This is a genomic window from Actinosynnema sp. NPDC002837, from assembly GCF_040295345.1.
In the GTDB taxonomy this organism is placed as follows: Bacteria; Actinomycetota; Actinomycetes; order Mycobacteriales; family Pseudonocardiaceae; genus Actinosynnema.
Genome location: NZ_JBEOVG010000089.1, coordinates 1 through 14,443, shown reverse-complemented (window position 1 = coordinate 14,443; position 14,443 = coordinate 1). Strand labels below are relative to the sequence as shown.

Annotated in this window: 8 protein-coding genes; 2 read left to right on the top strand and 6 right to left on the bottom strand. The window is 72.3% G+C overall.

From position 1 onward, the window contains the following. Window positions 1–4: 4 nt before the first annotated feature. The 3 genes from ABTZ99_RS36840 to ABTZ99_RS36830 all read right to left on the bottom strand — a co-directional run bounded on the left by ABTZ99_RS36840 (window position 5) and on the right by ABTZ99_RS36830 (window position 10,342). Window positions 5–7,816: an amino acid adenylation domain-containing protein gene (locus tag ABTZ99_RS36840; RefSeq protein WP_499617830.1), complete on the bottom strand. Its 7,812-nt coding sequence runs from the start codon at window positions 7,814–7,816 to the stop codon at window positions 5–7. 94 nt (window positions 7,817–7,910) lie between these two features. Next, on the bottom strand, window positions 7,911–9,182 hold the full coding sequence (locus ABTZ99_RS36835) for a serine hydrolase domain-containing protein (protein ID WP_499617829.1): 1,272 nt from the start codon (window positions 9,180–9,182) through the stop codon (window positions 7,911–7,913). A 545-nt stretch (window positions 9,183–9,727) separates the two neighbouring features. After that, a complete protein-coding gene (locus ABTZ99_RS36830; protein WP_498785269.1) occupies window positions 9,728–10,342 on the bottom strand; it encodes a GTP pyrophosphokinase in 615 nt (204 codons plus the stop codon). Between the two features lie 209 nt (window positions 10,343–10,551). Here ABTZ99_RS36830 and ABTZ99_RS36825 point away from each other — a divergent pair, with 209 nt between their 5' ends. Then, the gene (locus tag ABTZ99_RS36825) at window positions 10,552–11,397 is read left to right on the top strand and encodes an EamA family transporter (RefSeq protein WP_499617828.1); all 846 of its coding nucleotides are present in this window, start codon (window positions 10,552–10,554) and stop codon (window positions 11,395–11,397) included. A 94-nt stretch (window positions 11,398–11,491) separates the two neighbouring features. Here ABTZ99_RS36825 and ABTZ99_RS36820 read toward each other — a convergent pair whose 3' ends face one another. From ABTZ99_RS36820 to ABTZ99_RS36810, 3 genes are all read right to left on the bottom strand, one after another. After that, window positions 11,492–12,031: a ricin-type beta-trefoil lectin domain protein gene (locus tag ABTZ99_RS36820; RefSeq protein ID WP_499617827.1), complete on the bottom strand. Its 540-nt coding sequence runs from the start codon at window positions 12,029–12,031 to the stop codon at window positions 11,492–11,494. 145 nt (window positions 12,032–12,176) lie between these two features. After that, complete coding sequence (locus ABTZ99_RS36815; protein ID WP_499617826.1) at window positions 12,177–12,677, bottom strand: ATP-binding protein; 501 nt, start codon at window positions 12,675–12,677, stop codon at window positions 12,177–12,179. A 437-nt stretch (window positions 12,678–13,114) separates the two neighbouring features. Further along, a complete protein-coding gene (locus tag ABTZ99_RS36810) occupies window positions 13,115–13,660 on the bottom strand; it encodes a YceI family protein (RefSeq protein WP_499617825.1) in 546 nt (181 codons plus the stop codon). Between the two features lie 90 nt (window positions 13,661–13,750). Between ABTZ99_RS36810 and ABTZ99_RS36805 the strand changes: the two genes are divergently transcribed. Further along, entirely contained in the window at window positions 13,751–14,245 is a 495-nt protein-coding gene (locus ABTZ99_RS36805) for a MarR family winged helix-turn-helix transcriptional regulator (RefSeq protein ID WP_498785279.1), read from the top strand. Window positions 14,246–14,443: the final 198 nt, after the last annotated feature.

Sequence of the window (14,443 nt, the reverse complement as noted above, 5' to 3'; positions counted from 1 at the left end):
CGGGTCACGCCTCCGTGTCGGCAGCGAGGGCTTCGAGGTCCGCGAGCACCAGCTCCTCGACCAGGTCGGCCAGGGCGGACACGGTGCGCGCGGTGAGGACGTCGCGTGGGGACAGGTCGACGCCGAACGCCGCCTTGGTCCGGGACGTGATGTGCAGGCTGCGGATCGAGTCGCCGCCCAGGGTGAAGAAGCTGTCCTCGACCCCGACGCGGCCGACGCCGAGCACGTCCGCCCAGATGGCGGCGATCGCGTCCTCGGTCTCGGTGCGGGGTGCCACGTAGGCGGAGGACGTGACCGCGTCGCGCTCGGGCGCGGGGAGCGCGACGCGGTCGAGCTTGCCGTTCACCGTCAACGGCAGGCTTTCCAGTGCGACGAACGCGGCGGGCACCATGTGGTCGGGCAGGACCTCGGCCGTGTGGTCGCGCAGCTCCGACGCCGTAGTCGGCTTGTCCGGCACGAAGTACGCCACCAAGCGTTGTTCGTTCGCCACTACAACGACCTGGGCGACGGCAGGATGCGCGGCGATCGCCGATTCCACCTCGCCGAGTTCGATCCGGAACCCGCGGATCTTCACCTGCTGGTCCGCACGGCCCAGGTAGTGCAGCGCGCCGTCCTCCCATCGGGCCAGGTCCCCGCTGCGGTACATGCGGGAACCGGGTGCGCCGAACGGATCCGCGACGAACCGGGACGCGGTCAGGCCGGGCCGGTCGAGGTAGCCGCGGGCGAGGCCGGGTCCGGCCACGTACATCTCGCCCGGCACGTGCGGCGGCACCGGGTTGAGGTCGTCGTCGAGCACGTAGACGCGCAGGTCGGGGATGGGCACGCCGATGGAGCCGTCCGCGTGCGTCCAGGTGACGTGCACGGTGGTCTCGGTGATCCCGTACATGTTGACCAACGCGCCCGAGCCGCGCCAACGGGAGAGCTTGCGCACGTCGAGGGCTTCACCGCCGAAGATCACGTACCGGACGTCGAGGTCGGGCGCGTGTTCCAGCAGTTCGTAGAACGCCGACGGCGTCTGGTTGAGCACGGTCACGCCCTCGTCGTCGATCAGTCGGGCGAAGTCGCGGGGGGATCGGGTGACCTCGTAGGGGACGACCACGAGTCGGCCTCCGTGCAGGAGCGGTCCCCACAGTTCCCAGACGGAGAAGTCGAAGGCGTAGCTGTGGAAGAGGGTCCAGACGTCGTCGGGTCCGAAGCCGAACCAGTGGTCGGTCTGGGAGAACAGCCGGACCACGTTCGAGTGGGGGATCACGACGCCCTTGGGGCGGCCGGTCGAGCCGGACGTGTAGATCACGTACGCGGCGTTGTCCGGTCGCAGCGGGACGTCCGGGGCGTCGGTCGGCAGCCCGGAGAGGTCCGGCAACCGGTCCAACGTGTGCACGGGCCGGGCGTCTTCGAGGATGTGCGAGACGCGCTCGGCCGGTGACGAGGCGTCCAGCGGCAGGTAGGCCGCGCCGGACTTCAGCACGCCGAGCACCGCGACCACGAGGTCGAGCGAGCGCGGGAAGCGCAGCGCCACCAGCGTTTCCGGGCCGGCGCCGGCCGCGACGAGGTGGTGCGCCAACCGGTTCGCGCGCTCGTCCAGCTCGCGGTACGTGAGGCGCCGGCCCTCGCACGTCACCGCGACGGCGTCCGGGGTGCGGGCGGCCTGGGCGGCGAACAGCTCGGGGATCGTGGTGGTGATCGGCTCGCCGACCGCCGTGCCGTTCCAGTCCACGACCACCTGGCGGACCTCGTCCTCGGCCAGCCACGGCACGTCGGCGATCGGCCGGTCCGGGTCCGCGACCAGGCCGACCAGCAGCCTGCGCAGCCGGTCGCCGAGCCGGCGCACGGTGGCGCGGTCGAACATCGCGGGCTCGTAGCCCAGCAGCACGCCGAGCCGGTCGGCCGGGTAGACGGTGGCGCTGAGCGGGAAGCTCGTGGTCTCGACCGCGGCCAGGTCACGCAAACCCATGCCCTCGGCCAGGTCCACCGGGTAGTTCTCGAACACGACCGCGCTGTCGAACAGGCTCGTGCCGCGCTCGACCTCGCTCCACGCCTGGATGTCGGCCAGCGGCACGTGCTCGAACCGCCGCGCCTCGACCTGGGCGTCCTGCAACGCGCGCAACCAGTCGGCCACGGGCGTCCCGCCGTCGACCCGGACCCGCACCGGCAGGGTGTTGATGAAGATGCCGGTGATCTCGTCCACGCCGGGCAGTTCCGCGGGCCGGCCGGACACGGTCGCGCCGAAGCACACGTCACGCCGGCCGGAGGAGCGGGCCAGCAGCAGCGCCCACGCGCCCTGCACGATCGCGCTCGGCGTGACGCGGTGCCGGCGGGCGAACTCGTACAGCGACGCGGACTCGCCGTCGCTCAGCTCGACCCGGAACCGTTGCGACGACGTGCCGTGCTCGGCCGGGCGGTCGGCGGGCAGCGGTGTGGGCGAGTCGAACCCGGCCAGCACCCGCCGCCAGTGCTCCCGCGCGGCGTCCTCGTCCTGCGCGGCGGTCCAGGCCACGTAGTCGCGGAACGGCCGCCGCTCGGCCGGCTCGCCCAGCACGTCGGACAGCACGTGGAAGACGCTCCAGCCGTCGAGCAGCACGTGGTGGAACGTCCACAGCACCTGGACGCTGGTCGGGGACAGGCGGGCGATCGCGACCCGCATCAACGGCGGCGTGGTCAGGTCGATGCCCTCGGCCCGGTCCTCGGCCAGCAGGTCGCGCAGCCGCTGGGCACGGGCGTCCTCGTCCAGCCTGCTCCAGTCCAGGACCGTGACCGGCACCCGGACGTGCTCGTGCACCACCTGCAACGGCTGCCGCACGCCCTCCCACAGCACGCTGCTGCGCAGCACGGGCGTCCGGTCGACCACCCGCTGCCAGGCGGCGGCGAACGCGGCCGGGTCGGTCACGCCGTCCACGACGAACGTGGTCTGCTGGAAGTAGACGCCCTTGTCGCCGAGGCCGTGGAACACCATGCCCGCCTGCATCGGGGTGAGCGGGTAGGCGTCCTCGCCGGTGATCAGGTCCACCTCGGCCTGGGTCAGGCGCGCCAGCGGGAAGTCCGACGGCGTGCGGCCACCCGCGCCGGGCTCGGCGCAGTGCGCCACGATGCCGCGCAGCGCGGCGGCGAACCCGTCCGCGAGGTGGGCGACGGTGTCCCGGTCGTGGGCGTGCTCGCTGTAGTGGAAGGTGAACTCCAGCCGGTCGCCGCGCACCTGGCCGACCACGTCGAGCAGGTGGGGGCGCGGCGCGCGCGGGTCGGCGGACAGCTCCAGGTCGCGCTGGTCGGCGTCGAACCGGCCCAGGTAGTTGAACGAGACCCGGGGGTCGCAGGCGGGCGCGGTGCGGGCCAGGTGGCGCAGCGCGCCGTAGCCGAGGCCGCGTCCGGGCACGGCCCGCAGCTGCTCCTTCACCGACTTGAGCGCGGCGCCCCAGTAGCCGGGCGTCCGCTCGCCGTCGGGCAGGTCGAGCGCGACGGGGAAGACGGTGGTAAACCAGCCGACCGTGCGGGACAGGTCGACGTCGGCGAACAGCTCCTCGCGGCCGTGGCCCTCCAGGTCGACCAGCACGCGCGACCGGCCGGTCCAGTCGGCCAGCACCCGGCCGAGCGCGGTCAGCAGCACGTCGTTGACCTGCGTGCGGTAGACGCCGGGCACGTCGCGCAGCAGCGCGTCGGTCTCCGGCTCGGTGAGCCGCACGGTGACCTCGCGCTGCGAGCCCACCGTGTTCGGGCCGGTCCGGTCCACCGGGATGTCGGTCGGCGTGGCGGCCACCGCCGCCCAGTGGGCGAGCTCGGCGTCGAAGCCGTGCCGCGCGTGGTCGGCGAGCCGGATCGCCCAGTCGCGGAACGACGTCGTCTTGCGCCCGACGCGGACGGCCTCGCCGGCGCGGGCCTGGCGGTAGGCGGTGGTCAGGTCCTCGACCAGCACCCGCCACGACACGCCGTCGACGACGAGGTGGTGCGCGGTCAGCCGGACCGACCCGCCGTCGAGGACCTCGGCCCGCAGCAGCGGCCCGCGGGTGAGGTCGAAGTGCTCCAGCGCCAACGGGTCGGCGCCCGTGACGGGCCCGACCACCTGGCGGTCGCCCTCGAACCGGGTGCGCAGCGCGTCGTGGTGCGCGACCAGCGCGGTGAGGGCGGTGCGCAGCGCGGGCACGTCGAGGTCGCCGTCCAGGTCGACGACGACGGACTGGTCGAAGTGCTCCGGTCGCACGGCGTGGCCGTCGAGGAACCAGCGCTGGATCGGGGTGAGCGGCGCCTCGCCGGTCACCGCGCCCTGGTCGGCGGTGGGCGGCAGGTCCCGGGTGACGTGCGGCGCGATCGCGGCGATCGTCTGGTGCGCGAAGATGTCCCGCGAGGTCAGCACCAGCCCGGCGCGGCGGGCCCGGGTGACCACCTGGATGCCCAGGATCGAGTCGCCGCCCAGGGCGAAGAAGTTGTCCCGCACGCCGACCCGGGCCGCGCCGAGCACCTCGGCGAACACGTCCGCCAGCACGGCCTCGACGGGCGTGCGCGGTGCGACGTAACGGACTTCGGCGCGGTCGTCCGGCGGCGCGGGCAACGAGTCCCGGTCGAGGTGGTCGAGGCCGACGACCGCGGCGGGCACGGCGTGCGCGGGCAGCACCTGGCCGAGGAACCCCCGCAGTGCCGAGGGGTTCACCGGCGGCGTCACGTAGGCGACGAGTCGCTTGTCGGCCACGACCACGGCCGCGTCGGCCACCTCGTGGTGCCGCCGGATCGCCTGCTCGACCTCGCCGAGGTCGACCCGGAAGCCCCGGATCCGGATGGCCTCGTCCGGCGCGAAGTCCAGTGCGGTCAGGTCGCGCAGCGGGCGGTCCGGGTCGTCCACCACCAGGCGCAGCAACGCTTCCAGGTCGTCGCTCAGCGACTCGATCGTGGCGGCGTCGAACAGGTCGGTGTTGTACTCGACGGTCAGCGCGAGGTCCTCGTCGCGCGGCCAGAACTCCACCACCAGGTCGAACCGGGCCACCGGGCGCGGGAGGTCGTGCTCGGCGGCGGTCAGGTCGCCGAACGCGGCGCCGGGCAGCAGCGGCTGGTGCAGGGCGACGACGGCCTGCACGAGGGGCGTGCGGCTGGGGTCCGGGTCGGGCCGCACCTCCTCCACCACCCGGTCGAACGGCACGTCGTCGTGCGCGAAGGCCTCCAGCGCCGTGTCCCGCACCTGGTCCAGGAACGCGGTGAACGGCAGGTCCGGGTCGACCCAGGAGCGCAGCACGAGCGTGCGGACGAAGAACCCGACCGCGCGTTCCAGGTCGGCGCGGTCGCGGCCGGAGCTGACCGTGCCGACCGCGACGTCCCGCTGCCGGCTGCGCGCGGACAGCAGCACCTGCACGGCGGCGGTGAGCGTCATGAACAACGTGGCGTCGTGCGCCCGGCCCACGACCGCCAGCCGGCGGACCAGGTCGGCGGGCAACGGCCGCCGCAGCACCGCGCCGGACGTGGTGCGCAGCGGCGGCCGGGGTCGGTCGGTGGGCAGGTCCAGCGCCTCGATGCCGGCGAGGCGGTCGCGCCAGTAGGCCGGGTCGCCCTCGGGCCTCGACCGGTCCCACGCGGTGAAGTCGGGGTACTGCACGGGGGGATCGGCCGGGCGCCCGCCGGCGTAGAGCTCGGCCAGCTCCGCCAGCAGCACCTGCACCGACCAGCCGTCGGTGATGATGTGGTGCTGGACGAGGGTGAGGAGGTGCTCGTCCGGGCCGAAGGGGCTGAGCACGGCGCGGGTGAGCGGGCCGCGGCGGAGGTCGAAGGGCTCGTCCAGGCCGAGCTCGGTCGGGCCGGGTTCGGTCGGGTTGGGTTCGGTCGGGCTCGGGGTGGTCGCGCCCGGTGCGGCTCCGGTCGGCTGGGTCTGTCTCGGTTCCGTCCGGCTCGGGGTGGTCGCGCCCGGGTCGGACGCGCTTAGGTCGGTCGCGCCCGGGTCGGTCGCGTCCGGTGCGGGCAGCACGCGCAGCGGGATCGTGCCGTGCTCCGCGACGATCTGCACCGGCTCGTCGCCCACCACGTCGAACGTCGTGCGCAGCGCGTCGTGCCGGCGAGCCAGCGCGTCCAGCGCCTCGGCCAGGCGTCGCACGTCCAGCGGACCCGTGAGCCGGATGCCGACCGCGGTGTTCTGCTCCGCCGTGCCGTCCAGCGAGAACAGGCGGCGCTGCGCCGAGGACAGGGGCAGCGGCTTGACCCGGGGCACGCGGGGGATCGGCGCGCCGTCCTGGTCGGGCAGGGCCTCGGCGAGCGCGGCGACCGTGCGGTGGTCGAACATCGCCCGCACCGGCAGCCCGCCGAGCCGCGACAGCGCCCGCACGGCCAGGATCGAGTCGCCGCCGAGGGCGAAGAAGTCGTCGTGCGCGCCGACCTGGGGCACGCCGAGCACGTCGGACCACACCGCGGCGACCCGCCGCTCGGCCGCGGTGCGCGGCTCGACGTGGTCCTCCGGGACGTCGCCGACGACCGGCTCGGGCAGCGCGTCCCGGTCCAGCTTTCCGTTCGGCGTCAGCGGGAACGCTTCCAGCGCGACGAACGCCGAGGGCACGAGGTAGTCCGGCAGTCTGTCGACGAGGTGTTCCCGCAGACCCGCCGTCTCGCCGATCACGTACGCCACCAACCGCTTCGGCTCGCCGCGCGCGACGACGACGGCGTGCTCCACGCCGGGCCGCTGCCGCAGCAGCGCCTCGATCTCGCCCGGCTCGACCCGGAAGCCCCGGATCTTCACCTGGTGGTCGGCCCGGCCGACGAACTCCAACTGGCCGTCGGCGCGGGTGCGGACCACGTCGCCGGTGCGGTACATGCGGGCGCCGGGCTCGCCGAACGGGTCGGGCAGGAACCGCTGCGCGGTCAGCCCCGGCCGGCGGAGGTAGCCCCGGGCCAGGCCGACGCCGGTCACGTACAGCTCGCCCTCCGCGGCGGGGCGCAGGTCGTCGTCCAGCACGCGGACCTCGGTGCCGGGGATCGGGCGGCCGATGGGCGGCGTGCCGCCCGGCTCGAGCGGCTCGCTCCACGACGTGACCACTGTGGACTCGGTCGGCCCGTAGGCGTTGATCATGCGGCGGCCGGGGGCCCACTTCGCCACCAGGTCGGGCGGGCAGGCGTCACCGCCGACGATCAGGGTGCGGAAGGAGGGCAGCTCGACGTCGGGCACGGTGGCCAGCGCCACCGGCGGGATCAGCGCGTGCGTGACGCCGAACCCGGCGATCACCTCCGCGAGCTGGTCGCCGAGCAGCGGTCCGGGCGGCGGCACCACGAGCGCCGCGCCGGCGGGCAGGGCCATGCACAGCTCCAGCACCGAGGCGTCGAAGCTGGGCGAGGAGAACTGGAGGACCCGGTCGCCCGGTCGCACGTCGAAGTGGGCCACCTCGGCGGCGGAGAACGCGGGCAGACCCCGGTGCGGCACCACGACGCCCTTCGGGCGGCCGGTCGACCCGGACGTGTAGATCACGTACGCCGGGTCCTCCGGCCGGATCACGACGTCGGGCGCGGTGGCGGGTGCGGCATCCGGTGCGGTGCCGGGGTGATCGGCGAGGTACGGCTGGTCGGAGAGCACCAGCAGCGGCTCGGCGTCGGAGACCATGAACGCGATCCGGTCGGCCGGGTAGTCCGGGTCGATCGGCAGGTACGCGGCGCCGGTCTTCAGCACCGCGAGCCGCGCCACGACGTTGTCCACCGAGCGCGGCATCGCCACCGCCACCACCTGCTCCCGCCGCGCCCCCTTGGCGAGGAGCAGGTGTGCGAGTCGGTTCGCGCGTTCGTCGAGTTCCCGGTAGCCGACCACACCTTCGGCCGATATGACCGCGGGTGCGTCGGGACTGCGCAGCGCCTGCGCGGCGATCAATTCCGGCAGTGTGCGGGCGTGCGTCATCGCGAGAGGTGCCTTTCTGGCTCGGGGGCGCGGCTTACCCAATACCGCTGGAGTTCAAACGTGAAATTCAGCCCGTTTTCGCGACCTGCCTGCGGGCGAGTCGCCCGCCGATCTGGATCCACCGGATACCGCCGTCACCCGGGTCGCGCAGGAAACGCCCGGTCTGGTTGGTGTCGCCGGTGTCGGAATCGCGCATCGCGAAGACGAGGCCGTCGAACAACGACAGGTCGGCGAACGGCTCGCCGTCCACCGTGAGCGCCAGCCGCTCCCGGTCCACGGCGCGCACGGCGTATTCGACATCGCCGTTGCGGAAGCGCCCGGTGCAGTCCGGCGGAGGGGCGATGGGGCGGTCCAGCCCGCTCATTCCGTCGTAATCCGCCACCGGCAGGCCCGCGTCGGCCAATTCCGGCACGAGCTCGCGCCACAGGCCCCAGCCGCTGCTGCCGTTGGTCGTCAGGGCGACCGCGGTGCCGTCGGCCGGGTTGATCCGCAGGTGGCACGACGTGCCGTCGGCGGTGCCGTCGTGGCCGACCCAGCGGACGCCGTCGCGCTGGAACAGCGCCAGGCCGAGGCCCCAGCCGTCGGCCATGCCGAACGGCTCCGCGTGCCGCACGGGCTCGCGCATGAGGGCGAGGTCGTCCGGGCTCATCAGGTGCGGCGCGCCGCCGCCGAGCATCCGGCCGAACGTCACCAGCTCCGCGGCGCTCACGGCCAGGGCGCCGGCGGGCGCGTCGACCGGCGTCAGCGACTGCGCCACCGGCACCACGCGGCCCGTGGCGGTGTTGACGGCGTGGCCGCTGACGACGTCGGCGTCCGGGCTGGTGATGAACCTGGCGCGCACCCCGAGCGGGCGCAGCAGGACCGCCTCCACCGCCTCCGACCAGGACATCCCGGTCGCCACCTCGATCAGGTGGCCGACCAGGGAGTACCCGATGTTGGAGTAGGAGAAGCCCGCGCCGGGCTCGTGCAGGGGGTGCAGCTCGCGCAGCGCCTGCCGGACGTGGTGGCGCAGCGAGGTCGTGCGCACGTCCTCCGGATCCGACGGCAGGCCGCCGGTGTGGCTGAGCAGGTGGCGCAGCGTGAGTTCGCCGGCCGCCACCCCGGGCAGGTGGTCGGACAGCGGCGCGTCCAGGTCGAGGTCCCCGTCCGAGACGAGGGCCATGGCGACGGTCGCGGTGAACGTCTTGGTGATCGAGCCGATGGGCACGGCCGCGTCGGCGGCCAGGCCCACCTCGTGCGTCCACGTGCGTCCCTCGTGGTGCACGGCGAGCTGCGCCCCGGGCACCAGGTGCTCGCGGGTCAGCGTCGCTAATCGGGTGGAGATCCGGTCGGTGTCCATGCGTGATCCTCTGAGAATGAGCCACAGTGTCAATGAGTAACCGGGCCGCGGGCCCAACGTTGGCTGTCGTCGGGAGATCGTCGCGACCGCCGAACGGAGCATTTGCGGAAAGGTCTCTCCCCATTTTGAGGGGAGGGTGACCCCGCGTCAGAAGAGACACTTCAGGGATTCACTCGAACGGCTGGTTTGGACCGTGTGGTCTCGTAAAGACGTGCAGTACGCGAGGGTTATTCGCAGTCGGGTGTCAACGGGTTGAGCGGGTCGGTAGCCTGTCCATCAGGAGCCTGTACGAAATGTCTTCGTGCTCCGTTCAGATGGATTTTCGTCGAGGTTATGAGACAGCCGTAACCTTCTTTGTCTGGCGTCGTTTGACGTTACTCGGGCGTAGCGCGGCGGGCACGTCGGCGGAAGCGTGCGAAGGTGGGCGTGCGAAGGTGACGTTCGGCACGGTTGATGATTGGCGGACCGGGTAAGGGGTCGGGACGGGGCCGGTTCGAGGCCGGTTCGGTCCTGGGGGTCCTGGGGGTCCTGCGCGGGAGGGCGCGTCAGTCGCGCTGGACCTCGTGGTGCAGGACCTGCATCCGGGCGTCCAGCTCCGCGGCGATGGCGGCGGTGGCGGTCAGCTCCTCGACGAAACCCGCGGGCACCTGGTCGTCGTACTTGTAGTAGAGCTTGTGCTCCAAAGTGGCCCAGAAGTCCATCGCGATGGTCCGCAGCTGCACCTCGACCTTCACGTGCTCCACCCGGTCGGACAGGAACACCGGGATGCGCACGATCAGGTGCAGGCTGCGGTACCCGTTCGGCTTCGGCTCGGCGATGTAGTCCTTGGTCCGCAGGATCTCCACGTCGCTCTGCCGGGCCAGCATGTCCCGCACGCGGTACACATCGGACACGAACGGGCACACCACCCGCACGCCCGCCACGTCGTCCAGGTGCTCGGCGGCCAGCGCCAGGTCCGCGGGCAGCCCCTTGCGCCGGAGCTTGTCGAGGATCGCGTCGGGCCGCTTCACGCGGTGCGTGACGTGCTCGATCGGGTCGTGCCGGTGGACGAGGTCGAACTCCTCGCTGAGGATCCGCAGTTTCGTCATGAGTTCGTCGACCGCGAACTTGTAGACCACGAGGGACCGCCGCAGCAGGTCATCCGCGACGCCGATGTCCATGATCCCCACGATACCGGCCGGCCGGTCGTCTAGGATGCCGGGCGTGAACACCCACTGGCACGTGGTCCTTCCGCCGCCGTGCGCCTGACCGGGCGCACTCGCTGACGCACGCCTTCACGCCTGCCTGACCCGATCACGCACGCCTCGATCCGGTCACGCGGTGCGCCCGTTCGCGTCCTCTTCCCTCTCGTCTCGCGAACGGAGACCTCGTGTCGACCTCTGCCGTGGAAACACGTGCTCGTTCCACCCGCGGACCCCTGCCGATCCTGGCCGCGTGCGTCCTGTGGGGCACCACCGGCACCGCAAGCTCGATGGCGCCCGCCTCCGCACCGGCCGCGGCCGTGGGCGCGGCGGGTCTGGTGGTGGGTGGCTGCTTGCTGTTCCTGACTGCTCGCGGCACGCGTGCCGTGCTGCGGACCGCCGACTGGAGGTTGCTGCTGCTCGGCGCGCTGACCGTGGCCGGCTACGCGCTGGCGTTCTACCCGGCCGTCGCGCGCACGGGCGTGGCGGTGGGCACCACCGTGGCGCTGGCCACCGCGCCGATCGTGCTGGGGCTGCGGTCGAGGCCGCTGCTCACGTCGGCCGCGGTGGTCGGGTGCGCGGTGCTCGTGCTGGGCGGCGGCGACACCCGCGTCGACCTGGTCGGAGTGGCGTTGGCGCTGGTCGCGGGCTTGTCGTACGCCGCGTACTCGGTGATCTGCGCGCACCTGATCGGGCTCGGGCACCCGTCCCGGGCCGTGGTGGGCGTGGTGTTCGGTGGCGCGTCGGCCCTGACGTTGCCGGTGCTGGTGGTGATCGGCGTCGGCTGGGTGGCGAGCCCGTCGGGGCTGGCGGTGACCGCGCACCTGGCGGTGTTCACCACGTTCGCCGCGTACCTGCTGTTCGCCCGTGGGCTTCGGCACACGGGCGCGGCGGCGGCGACCACGCTGACGCTCGCCGAGCCGGCGGTGGCGGCGGTGCTGGGCGTGGTCGTGCTGGACGAACGCCTGCCGCTCGTGTCGTGGTGCGGGATGGGTGTGCTCGCGGTCGCGCTGGTGGCGCTCGCGCGGCGGTGAGGTGACCGGGGCCGGTGTCCCGGGTGGACACCGGCCCCGGGTGTCGCTCGTGCTTGGATGTCGCTCGTGCCCGGGTGTTACAAGTGCCCGGGTGTTACTCGTGCAGGGCCAGCACCCACTCCTGGCTCAGGTCGCTGCGGCGCGTCTGGACGTCGACGCGGGGTGGGTAGATCATCTTCGGTGACAGGTCGAGGGCGAACCCACCGTTCCAGGTCGCGATGGTCACGCGGTTGGGCGCCGAACCGGTGCGCACGACCCACGAGTACGGATAAGGGCCGGCGACGACGGCCCGGTGGTCGGCCGGTTGTCCCTCGCCGGGCGTCAGGTAGAGGCCGGTGCCGAGGTTCCTGATGAGCTGGGTGGTCCGGCTGTCCCTGACCAGCTCCCACTCCTGGTAGCCGGGCAGGCCGATCGGCGGCAGGAGGACGGTCGGCGCGCCCTGCTGGCTCGACAGGGGGGTGAGGTGGGCGTCCTCGTCACCGCCGAAGGTGATGCCGTACACCCCGTCCGGGACCATCGCGCGTGGTGCGGCCGTGGTCGAGGCGGTGGCCGAGGGCGCTGTGGTCAAGGCCACCACCGCGCAGACGGCGGCGGTCCACGCGACGATCGTTCTGGCGGCACGTCGGAGAAGCATCAGCGGTCCCTTCCATGAGGTGCGCCCCGGACAGGGCGTATCTCATGGCTTACCGCCATTCGGACGTGACGGCAGTGCTCCGACCGGTGGTGTCGCCTGATCGGGCGGGGTGGGGTGCTGCGCGTCGGGTGTGAGGTGGCGTGGGTCAGTCGGGGCGGTGCGCGCCGCCGCCCAGGCCGTAGAGGATGCGCTGGATGACCTCGGGGTCCACGTTCGGCTCGTCGCCCAGCTGCTCGGCGGCCGGGGAACGGCGGGGTTCGCGGCGGGGCAGCGGCACGGCCGAGGCGTTCATGCCCGACGGGAGGGCCAGTTCGCACCACGCCAGGTGGCCGCCCGCGGTGAGGTCGACCAGGCCGGCGCGGGTGCCGGCCAGCTCCGGCGGCAGCGCGACGCGGTTGCCCTCGACCTCGACCACCAGGTAGGTGCCGGTCAGCCGCAGGCGCACGAGGAGGAAGCCGGGCGCGCGCCGGTCGGCCACGTCGACCGCGGCGCCGACCAGTCGGCGGACCGTCTGCGCGGCCTCGTCCTGCATCGCGCGCAGGCGCCACTCGCCCAGCGAGAAGCGGACGAACATGTCCGCCACGTTCACCGCGGTGGGCAGCGCGACGAGTCGAAGGTCGTCGACCTGTTCGGTCTGGGCGTTCACACCGATCCTCCTCGCCTGCGTCCGGCGCGTGCTGCGCCAGATGGTGCCATGAGTGCGTCCGATGTCACCCACGTGGTCTACGACCGTGAGCGGACTGTGTCCGCATCGAGTTCTACAGCTTCAGTGCCGACCGAAGCAAAACTCTGGTTTCACGACCTACTACGGGTGGAGACGGTTCGCGGTTCAGGCAGGTTGCGGCGGCACGCCAGAAACTACCGAAATGCTCGGTGAAATGGAATGACGCTCGGGTTCGCCCGGTCCAGCGACTTGCCCTGACGCAGGGTAGGGGGAGGGGAAGGGGAGGTGGGGGAGGGTCGGTCGAGCAGCGCGAAAGGCCCGCCGGTGTCGGCGGGCCTTTCGGTGAGGCTGGGGCAGGTCTGTTGGGTCAGGCCTGTCGGTCAAGCTCGTGGGCGAGCTCGTTGGGCGAGCTCGTCAGGTCAGGCCTGCTTGACGGCCTCGATCTCCAGCAGGATGGTGATCTTGTCGCCGACGACCGCGCCCGCCGGGCCACCGGTCACGCCGAACTCGCGGCGGTTGATCTCGGTGGAGGCGGAGAAGCCGACGACCTTCGCGCCCTCGAAGCCGTCGCCGAAGCCGTTGATCTCCAGCTCCAGGGTCACGGGCTTGGTCACGCCGTGCAGGGACAGCTCGCCGTCGACGAGGAAGCCCTCGCCGTGGGCGCGCACGCCCGAGGAGGTGAAGGTCAGCTCCGGGAACTTCTCGACGTCCAGGAAGTCCTCGCCCTTGACGTGGGCGTCGCGCTGGTCGTTGCGCGTGTTGACCGAGGCGGCGTCGATCTTCGCGGTGACCGTGGACTCCAGCGGGTTCTCGGCCGTCACGATCGTGCCCTCGAAGGTGCCGAAGTGGCCGCGGACCTTGGACACGCCCAGGTGGCGAACCACGAACGAGATGTCCGAGTGCACCGGGTCGATCGCCCACGTGCCCGCGAGGTAGCCGGGGATCTGCACAGTCTGCGAGGTCATGGATGGTCCTTCTGGGTTGGTCTGGTTGAACTCTCAACAGAACATAGCGCATCCTGGTTGAAGGTTCAACAACGGCCGTATGATGGAGGCATGAGCGACGTGCGGTGGCTGAGCGCCGAAGAGCAGCAGGTGTGGCGTGCCTTCATGACCGCCGTGACCAAGTTCACCGAACACCTGGACCGGCAGTTGCAGCGCGATTCCGGGATGCCGATGGCGTACTACGAGATCCTCGTGGCGCTGTCCGAGGCCCCGGAGCGCTCGCTGCGGATGAGCGAGTTGGCGGCGGTGTGCCACTCGTCACGGTCCAGGCTCTCCCACGCGGTGGCCCGGCTGGAGAAGGAGGGCTGGGTCGAGCGGCAGGCCTGCCCCTCGGATCGGCGTGGCTCGATCGCGGTGCTCACGGACGTCGGGTTCGGGGTGTTGGAGCAGGCGGCGGCGGGGCACGTGACGGCGGTGCGGGAGCACCTGTTCGACGTGTTGACGCCGGAGCAGTTGCGGTCGTTGGCGGAGATCAGCCAGGCCGTGGACGCGGGGTTGACGACGGAGTGCGCGAAGGTGCGGCGGGAGGAGTTCGCCGACCTGTGAGGGGGCGGGTTGTGGGGGGGCTGGTTGTGAGGGGTTGGTTGTGAGGGGCGCTGTGGGGTGCGTTGTGCAGGCCGTTGGTGAAGATCAAGGGCGTTGAAGAGCGAAAGAGTCCTCGCCGGACGGGCAGATCAGCAGGATGACGGGCCGGTGGGTGGTTCGGCGGCGGGTCCGTTGTTGGTCGGGTTTCGTGTCATCCCA